The 7,223-nt window shown below is 63.6% G+C and carries 9 protein-coding genes; 4 read left to right on the forward strand and 5 right to left on the reverse strand.

Annotated elements, in window-relative coordinates; genetic code table 11:
* Nucleotide 1 precedes the first annotated feature (1 nt).
* Genes QE494_RS11150 through QE494_RS11160 form a run of 3 tightly spaced genes read left to right on the forward strand, consistent with a single transcriptional unit; the run spans nucleotide 2 to nucleotide 2,774 of the window.
* Nucleotides 2–1,297 carry a branched-chain amino acid ABC transporter permease gene (locus tag QE494_RS11150; protein WP_300043341.1) on the forward strand — a complete coding sequence of 432 codons (1,296 nt, stop codon included), beginning with the start codon at nucleotides 2–4 and terminating at the stop codon, nucleotides 1,295–1,297.
* Complete coding sequence (locus QE494_RS11155) at nucleotides 1,294–2,076, forward strand: ABC transporter ATP-binding protein (protein WP_300043343.1); 783 nt, start codon at nucleotides 1,294–1,296, stop codon at nucleotides 2,074–2,076. Before QE494_RS11150 ends, QE494_RS11155 begins: the two co-directional genes overlap by 4 nt.
* A 2-nt stretch (nucleotides 2,077–2,078) precedes the next feature.
* Entirely contained in the window at nucleotides 2,079–2,774 is a 696-nt protein-coding gene (locus QE494_RS11160; protein WP_300043345.1) for an ABC transporter ATP-binding protein, read from the forward strand.
* Nucleotides 2,775–3,402: 628 nt separating this feature from the next.
* On the opposite strand, the gene QE494_RS11165 is transcribed toward QE494_RS11160, so the two are convergent.
* From QE494_RS11165 to QE494_RS11185, 5 genes are all read right to left on the reverse strand, one after another.
* Nucleotides 3,403–3,810: a hypothetical protein gene (locus tag QE494_RS11165; protein WP_300043347.1), complete on the reverse strand. Its 408-nt coding sequence runs from the start codon at nucleotides 3,808–3,810 to the stop codon at nucleotides 3,403–3,405.
* A 3-nt stretch (nucleotides 3,811–3,813) separates the two neighbouring features.
* Nucleotides 3,814–4,221 carry a CesT family type III secretion system chaperone gene (locus QE494_RS11170; RefSeq protein ID WP_300043349.1) on the reverse strand — a complete coding sequence of 136 codons (408 nt, stop codon included), beginning with the start codon at nucleotides 4,219–4,221 and terminating at the stop codon, nucleotides 3,814–3,816.
* A gap of 249 nt (nucleotides 4,222–4,470) precedes the next feature.
* Nucleotides 4,471–5,184 carry a hypothetical protein gene (locus tag QE494_RS11175; RefSeq protein ID WP_300043350.1) on the reverse strand — a complete coding sequence of 238 codons (714 nt, stop codon included), beginning with the start codon at nucleotides 5,182–5,184 and terminating at the stop codon, nucleotides 4,471–4,473.
* Between the two features lie 19 nt (nucleotides 5,185–5,203).
* Nucleotides 5,204–5,608, reverse strand: a complete 405-nt coding sequence (locus QE494_RS11180) for a type III secretion system chaperone (protein ID WP_300043351.1) — start codon at nucleotides 5,606–5,608, stop codon at nucleotides 5,204–5,206.
* 3 nt (nucleotides 5,609–5,611) lie between these two features.
* The gene (locus tag QE494_RS11185) at nucleotides 5,612–6,019 is read right to left on the reverse strand and encodes a CesT family type III secretion system chaperone (RefSeq protein ID WP_300043352.1); all 408 of its coding nucleotides are present in this window, start codon (nucleotides 6,017–6,019) and stop codon (nucleotides 5,612–5,614) included.
* Between the two features lie 252 nt (nucleotides 6,020–6,271).
* On the opposite strand from QE494_RS11185, the gene QE494_RS11190 reads away from it, so the two are divergent.
* Nucleotides 6,272–7,223 (forward strand): enoyl-CoA hydratase-related protein (locus QE494_RS11190; protein WP_300043354.1); only part of this gene is annotated, 952 nt, incomplete at its 3' end.

The raw sequence follows: 7,223 nt of genomic DNA on the forward strand, positions 1-7,223 counted from the left end.
CATGGCCAATACCTACTACGAGTTCAAGCCCTACAACGTCGGCCGCTGGGTGATCTGGGGCCTGTATGCGCTGATCCTGGCCTGCGCGCCCCTGGTCTTCACCAGCTCCCTGTCACACACGATGCTCAGCCAAATGGGCATCGCGATCATCGTTTGTCTGTCTTACAACATGTTGCTGGGGCAAGGCGGCATGCTCAGTTTCGGGCATGCGGTGTACTCCGGGATGGGGGCCTTCCTGGCGATGCACACGCTCAACCTGGTGACCAAGGGACAGTGGCCGCTGCCGGTGAGCCTGCTGCCCTTGGTAGGCGGGGTGGCTGCGATGCTGTTTGCCGTGGTGCTGGGCTGGGTGACCACCAAGAAGTCGGCCACCACCTTTGCCATGATCACGCTGGGCGTGGGCGAGCTGGTCTGGGCCTCGGCCCTGATGTTTCCCGAGTTCTTCGGTGGTGAGGGAGGCATTTCCGGCAACCGGGTGACCGGGGCCAAGCCCTGGGGCATCACCTTCGGGCCGCAGGTGCAGCTGTATTACCTGATCGCCCTCTACACCTTCGTGTGCACCGCGGCCATGTTCGCCTTCACCCGCACGCCCCTGGGCCGTATGCTCAATGCGGTGCGTGACAACCCGGAGCGGGTGGAGTTTGTTGGCTACAACACTCAGATGGTGCGCTACATCGCTTTCGTGGTGGCCGCCTTCTTCGCTGGCGTGTCCGGCGGGCTGGCAGCGCTCAACTTCGAGATCGTCACCGCCGAGGTGGTGGGCGGGCAGCGCTCGGGTGCCTATTTGCTGTTTACCTTCCTGGGCGGCGCCACCTTCTTCTTCGGGCCCATCATCGGCGCGGTGCTGATGGTGGTGGCCTTTGTGCTGCTGTCCGAGTTCACCAAGGCCTGGCTCTTGTACCTGGGCCTGACCTTCCTGTTCATGGTGATGTTCGCGCCTGGTGGCATCGCCAGCCTGGTGATGATGAACCTGCGGGTGGCCTCCTTCGGCCGGTTGCGCGAGTTGTGGGTCAGCTACCTGGGCCTGGGCGTGACCGGGCTGTCGGCGCTGGCAGGGGCCGGCGCCATGATCGAGATGGTCTACCACCTCAAGCTGAACGCCGCCCTCGGCCCTGAGCTGCGCTTCATGGGGGTGCCGCTCCATGCGCAGAGCGTGGACAGCTGGTTCGGCGCCGGCTTCTTGCTAGTGACCGGCGTCCTGCTCTTTGAGCTGGCTCGCCGCGAATACGTCCGGCAGTGGGGAGAGACCCAGGAGTTCATTGAGAAAGAGATCAAGCGGCGGGAGATGCTGATATGAGCGCCGAGATCTTTGCCCTGGAACTCAAGGACCTGCACAAGAGTTTTGGCAAGACCGAGATCATTCGCGGTGCCAACCTGCAGGTGCGCGCGGGCGAGCGGGTGGCGGTGATCGGGCCCAATGGCGCGGGCAAGTCCACCCTGTTCAACCTGATCAGCGGCCGCTTCGCGCCCACCCGCGGCGAGGTGCGCCTCAAAGGCCAGCGCATTGACGGCAAGAAGCCTTATGAAATCAACCGGCTGGGGCTCTCGCGCAGCTTCCAGATCACCAACATCTTTCCCAAGCTCAGCGTCTTCGAGAACCTGCGCTGCGGGGTGCTGTGGAGCCTGGGCTACCGCTACACCTTCCTCAAGTTCCTGGCCAATCTGGAAGATGCCAACGACCGCGCCGAGGCCTTGATGGAGATGATTCGTCTGGACAGAAAGCGCGACATCCTGGCGATGAATCTCACCTACGCCGAGCAAAGGGCGCTGGAGATCGGCATCACCATCGCCGGCGGGGCCGAGGTCATCCTGCTCGACGAGCCCACCGCCGGTATGAGCAAGAGCGAAACCACACGCTTCATCCACCTCATTCGCGAGGTGACTGAAGGCAAGACTCTGCTCACGGTAGAACACGATATGGGCGTGGTCTTCGGTCTGGCCGACCGCATCGCGGTGGTGGTGTACGGCGAGGTGATCGCGTTTGACACGCCGGAGAAGGTTCGTGCCGACCCCCGTGTCCAGGAGGCCTACCTGGGCTCGGTCGTCGCCGCCCAACAAGCTGGGGAGGGCCACTGACCATGCTGCGTGTTGACAACCTTCACGCCTTCTACGGCAAGAGCCATGTGCTGCACGGAGTGACCTTTGCTGTAGGCGAAGGCGAGATCGTCGCCCTTCTCGGGCGCAACGGATCGGGGCGCTCCACTACCGCCAAGGCCGTCATGGGCATGGTCGATTGCGAGGGCTCCATCGCCTGGAAGGGCCAGGAGATCGTCGGTAAGAAGCCCTACCAAATTGCGCATCTGGGGCTGGGCTATGTTCCCGAGAACCGCGACATCTTTCCCAAACTCACCGTGCGCCAGAACCTGATGCTGGGGCAAAAGGAGGCAGGCAAGGTCGGCCGCTGGGACTTTGACGACATGTTCCGCCTGTTCCCGCGCCTCAAGGAGCGCGAGCACACCGAGGCGGGTGTGCTCTCTGGTGGCGAGCAGCAGATGCTCACCCTGTGCCGCACCCTCATGGGCGACCCGGATCTGATCATCATCGACGAGCCCACCGAGGGCCTGGCGCCCAAGATCGTGGAACTGGTGGCCGACTACCTGCAGGCGCTGAAAAGCCGTGGCGTCTCGGTGCTGCTCATTGAGCAAAAGCTCACCATCGCGATGCGCATCTCCGACCGGGCCCTGGTGATGGGCCATGGCGCCATCGTGTTCCAAGGCACACCTGAGGCGCTCAAGTCAGACGCCTACATCCGCAAGGAGTGGCTGGAGGTCTGAGGCCAGCGCAGCTCAGAAGGTGGGTGGCAAGGGGGTTCCGCTCCCACCTCTGCGTATGGCGTCATGGACTCTCTGTAATTCACGCCGAGTGCCAGGATCGTACGCACTGCCGTACTGGGTACCTTCGCCCGTGCTTCCCAACGACATCATGTCCTTCGCGCTATCGGACAGGGACCTCCATGCGTCGCCGACCTTCTCGCCTGCACTTTGCAGCGAGTCAAGGGCGCGTCTGCCCCAGCTGACGTTTGTGAAGGCGGCAGTGGAGCCAGCGAATCCAGTTCTGGCTTCGGGTGTCTTGAAGCAAGAGAAAAGGTTTTTGAACTTCTGTCCCATGGTTCGGGGTTGTGGCCCTGAAGTCGGGTCTGACCTGGCCAGCTCTTGCGGACGCACGCTCATCTGCCGGATGGGAGCAGAAGGCCCCCTCTCGGCGGCGAGCCGGCGTCCTAGATCGCTGCTCTTGGAAAAAGGGCTCCCACCCGAGGGAGCGAAGCTCGGGCTTGTTTGAGCAGCGGCTGCGAGGGTCGTCTGCAAATTGCTGGGAAGGGAGGCAGCCTTGGTTGGAAAGGTCACTGGCGGCGGAGGGGCGAACATTGGGCTAGATGAAATGCCTTGCATGGTCGTCTCCTGGTCAGGCAGTGGGTTTGCACAAGTGCGTCGACAACTCGCGGCGGGCGCTCATGCAGGATTGAAGTGAGGAATCGAGCGTCGAGGCCAATTGGTGCGTGGCGAGCGCCGGCAGCCAGAGGCTCGTCCGCGCCATCAGGCTGCTGGTCTCGGGTTCGAAGGAAAGGGCTGGCATGTCGCCCTTTGCGCCCGTCATATTCATGAACAGCCCGCTGGCGATGACGCCAGGCGCCAAATCAGGTGCGACCTCCACCAGCGGGTAGAAGACATGGAGGTAGTCGCGCTGGCGGGTCAGGTGAAAAGTTACCTCGCCTCCGTCATTCAACGCCTTAGAGAGCGTCACTTCATCGTCGTCCAGAGCGGGGACCTCCAGCAGGGCGCCCATCAACTCGTTCACTTCGTCGGCGGTCATGGTTCAGTCCTCCAGAAGGGGGGCAGCTTCGGCCTGCATCAGCCGCTTCTGCCAGGCATCTGCCTCACCCACGAGGCGGGCCAGACATTCCAGGAACATTTCGTCGGTCAGTTGCTCGCCGCCGATGCGTTGGTCGAGGTAGACCTCACCGTCGCCATCGAGGCACAGATGCGCCTCTGGTGCGATGGGCAGGCAGAGGTTGGCCTGCGCCAGGGCCGAAAGCGACGCTTCATCGGCCGGATCGATGCGGCCCACCCAGGCCCGTGCAGCCAGGAATCCCGGGGGGTGCGCTTCTGACAAACCGACGCTGACCTCTCCGAAGCGGTAGCCATGCTCGCCGGCCTCGTTCGCAATGACCGGAGGGACGTGAAACTGCGCCTGTAGGCAGCGCATGGATTCTTCAAGATTCATCTGAGGCTTCCTGGGCAAGTGGGTCGGGGAAAAGGATTGCTGGCAACGACCTGAAATCAGGCGGTTTGCGCATGAGTTACGTCATCCTTGTGTCAGTTCAATCCTGTCAGTCCTGCCAATGGCGCAGTCAAGGCGATTGGTATCACGGGTCGCGGTGGGGCCGCATGCCGCGGCGCCGACCTGAGGGGATGGAGGTGAGAACAGGAGGGTTCAGCGGAAGGTGCCGGGCCGCGCATTCGACGGGTCGGTTTAGCGGTAATCGACCTCGAATTCCCTAAGCGGATCGAAGTCAGCGTGGTCAGCCGCAGGGACTGGGTCCTGCTCCGCCAACGTTTGCGGCTCAGTCTCCGCAACGGAATCAGCATCCACAACGTTCCGAACGTCCCGAACGTCCTCAACGCCCTCACCGTCGTCAACGTCCTCAGGGTCGAACCCGGCGTTCCGCATGAAAGCCGCCTTTCGGGCGGCGTAAGTGGCGTCGTCTTTCGGGGCCTGCGCATGCCCCGTCTCAGCCCCCGTCGGCGGACTTGGTGCCTGGGTTTGCACGGCCCTGGCCGCAGCATCGGCACTCAGAAAGCCACTGCCCAGCATGAGTAGGCCGCCCCCAGCGAGCGCACCGCCCGCTATCAAACCTACTCCTGTCGCGGCAAGAAGACCACCAGCAATCATGAGGCCAATGCCCAAACACATGCGCGTGAGGGGATCCTTGGCGACACCACTCAGAACGCTTCCCAGATCTTTCAGTGCGTCCCTCCAGCCATAGGCTTCGTGCTCGGGCTTGGCTTGCGTCACTGTCGCCGTGCGCACAGACGCTGTGGTGTTTTGGACGTTGCCAAGTTTCGATCCGGAGCCGATTGAAGTCGCACCCCGGTCAGCCTGAGGCCCTTGCGGGCCGTTGCTGCTTGAAATCGAAAGGCTGGCAGACCTTGCATAGGCTGCACCGCTCGCAATGGACCCCGACATGTTTCTTTCCTCTCTGACTTCAAGCCGGAACGCGCGCCGCCTCGTGCATGCGGTCACGAATTTGCCGGCAATGCGAGACAAATTCATCGAGGGCAGCCTTCAACTGGTGCGCCCCGAGGCTGGGTGAATAAAGCGCTTTGCGCGCCACAAATGCGGCGCGATGCGCATCAAAGGCCATGGTCGGAGTACCGCTGCGCGCACTGCTCAGGTTGGACAGCAAGGCCCCCAGGTGGGCGCCATGCGCGCCGTCCTCGGGGAAGTCCATGAGCGGGCACAGCAGCAGCAGGTAGTCGCGGCCCGCCGAGAAGTGGGCTTCAATCTCCAACCCATCCTCTGCAGGCAGGGTGTAGCCCTGATCCCCCGCCGGCAGGGCGACCAGGCCCAGCGCGCCGGACACGACATCTTCAAACTGTTCGGGCGACATGCTTCATCCCTCCTGTCGATCTGGCGTGTCGACGCTGCCCAGCGTCTGCTTCCAGCGCATGGCCTCGCCGATGAGTCGCTCTAATGCGTCGAGAAACTGCTCGTGGGTCATGTCCTCTCCGCCCAGGCGCATGTCGAGGTACACCTCGCCTGCGCCATCCATCCCCAGCATGGCGTCGGGGGCCACCGGTAAGTCCATGTTGCCCAGCGCCACCCGGGCCACGGCCGACTCGTCCCGCATGTCCACGGTGCCAACCCAGGTGCGTGCACACAAAAAGTCCTCGGGCTGCGCCTGCGCAAGACCGACGGTGGTGTCGCCGAAGCGGTAGTAATGGCGCCCGCCCTTTTCTGGCGGACCGGGCGGCACCCCGAACTGGGCGCTCAACCCCTGAAGAGCCTCGTCAAGCGTCATGGGTCACGTTCCTCCTGGAGGGTTGAATGCAGCCAGCCCGCCGGTCATTTGCGGTACCTTCGGTCGACTGCGCGTCTTTGCTTGGCCGTGCGCACTCCGCCTGAGTGGCGTCAGCCAAGTGCCAGTTCCGCTTGGCTGCGTCGCTTGTCCCAACCGGGACAAGCCCAGAATTCGGGGGTTTCAGGCTCCCCCTAGAATCACCCTGTTTTCGCACGACCGTTCTTTTTTGCTCCAACCCCCTCGAGGAATCCCATGACGGCTGAATACAAGGTCCACGGCAACGTGGCCGTGATCACCCTGAACAACCCCCCCGTCAACGGCCTGGGTCTGGCAACCCGCATCGGCATCACCGACGGTCTCGCCCAAGCCAACGCCGATGCCGCCGTGCAGGCCATCGTGATCACCGGTGGCGGCAAGGCCTTCTCGGGCGGCGCCGACATCCGCGAGTTCGGCAGCCCCAAGGCGCTGGCCGAGCCGAACCTTCTGTCGGTCATCGCCGCGGTGGAAGCCTCGGACAAGCCAGTCGTCGCCGCACTGCACTCGGTGGCCATGGGCGGCGGCCTGGAACTGGCCCTGGGCTGCCACTACCGCATCGCCGCGCCGGGCACCTCGATCGCCTTGCCCGAAGTGAAGCTGGGCCTGGTGCCCGGCGCCGGCGGCACGGTGCGTCTGCCGCGCGCCCTGGGCGTGGAGGCGGCCCTCAACATGATCGTGAGTGGCGAGCCGGTCAAGAGCGAGATGCTGGCCCAACTTCCCGGGCAAAAGCTGTTCGACAAGCTCTCCGCCTCCCCCGAGAGCCTGGCCGAAGAGGCCTTGGCTCTGGCCCGTGAGGTGGCCGACAAGCGCCCACTGCCCAAGGTGCGCGAGCTGCCAGCCAAGCATCCGCAGGGGGACGCCTACTTCAAGTTCGCCCGCAACATGGTCGCGGGCATGGCCAAGAACTTCCCCGCGCCGCTCAAGTGCGTGGATGTGGTCGAAAACGCCACCAAGCACTCCTTCGCCGAGGCCCTGCGGCTTGAGCGAGAGGTGTTCATCAATCTGATGTGGACGCCCGAGTGCATTGCCCTGCGTCACCTTTTCGTGGCCGAGCGCGCCACCTCCAAGATTGCGGACGTGCCCGAGGACACCCCCAAGCGCACCATCGCCAAAGTCGCTGTGATTGGCGCCGGCACCATGGGTGGCGGCATCTCGATGAACTTCCTGA

Origin of the sequence: Ramlibacter sp., from assembly GCF_029866045.1 — a bacterium.
In the GTDB taxonomy this organism is placed as follows: domain Bacteria; phylum Pseudomonadota; class Gammaproteobacteria; order Burkholderiales; family Burkholderiaceae_C; genus Ramlibacter.

Coding starts and splice junctions, on each gene's coding strand:
- QE494_RS11150 (WP_300043341.1), top strand. CDS start 2: ATGGCCAATACCTACTACGAGTTCAAGCCCTACAACGTCGGCCGCTGG.
- QE494_RS11155 (WP_300043343.1), top strand. CDS start 1,294: ATGAGCGCCGAGATCTTTGCCCTGGAACTCAAGGACCTGCACAAGAGT.
- QE494_RS11160 (WP_300043345.1), top strand. CDS start 2,079: ATGCTGCGTGTTGACAACCTTCACGCCTTCTACGGCAAGAGCCATGTG.
- QE494_RS11165 (WP_300043347.1), bottom strand. CDS start 3,810: ATGACCGCCGACGAAGTGAACGAGTTGATGGGCGCCCTGCTGGAGGTC.
- QE494_RS11170 (WP_300043349.1), bottom strand. CDS start 4,221: ATGAATCTTGAAGAATCCATGCGCTGCCTACAGGCGCAGTTTCACGTC.
- QE494_RS11175 (WP_300043350.1), bottom strand. CDS start 5,184: ATGTCGGGGTCCATTGCGAGCGGTGCAGCCTATGCAAGGTCTGCCAGC.
- QE494_RS11180 (WP_300043351.1), bottom strand. CDS start 5,608: ATGTCGCCCGAACAGTTTGAAGATGTCGTGTCCGGCGCGCTGGGCCTG.
- QE494_RS11185 (WP_300043352.1), bottom strand. CDS start 6,019: ATGACGCTTGACGAGGCTCTTCAGGGGTTGAGCGCCCAGTTCGGGGTG.